This is a genomic window from Microbacterium sp. GbtcB4, assembly GCF_019091465.1.
Lineage (GTDB): Bacteria > Actinomycetota > Actinomycetes > Actinomycetales > Microbacteriaceae > Microbacterium > Microbacterium paraoxydans.
Genome location: NZ_JAGXJJ010000808.1, coordinates 1 through 229 on the forward strand (window position 1 = coordinate 1; position 229 = coordinate 229).

A 229-nucleotide genomic window follows, 5' to 3' on the forward strand; every position below is an offset into this window, starting at 1 on the left:
ATCGAAAAGGTGTCCAGGGAGCTCGGCGGCCGGGTGCTCCTGGGCAAGGTCGACGTCGCTGCGAGTCCGCAGCTCGCGCAGGGCTTCCGTGCGCAGTCGATCCCGGTGGTCGTCGCCCTCATCGCAGGCCAGCCGCTGCCGCTGTTCACGGGCGCCGTTCCTGGGCTGCAGGTGCGTGAGGTCTTCGCGCAGCTGCTGCAGGTGGCCCCGCAGCACGGCGGCTCGGGGT

Annotated in this window: 1 protein-coding gene; it reads left to right on the forward strand. The window is 71.6% G+C overall.

All coding sequences use genetic code 11. The features are described 5' to 3' along the window. The coding region (locus KVS71_RS19690) for a thioredoxin family protein (RefSeq protein WP_368874991.1) at window positions 1-229 on the forward strand (229 nt) is incomplete at both ends.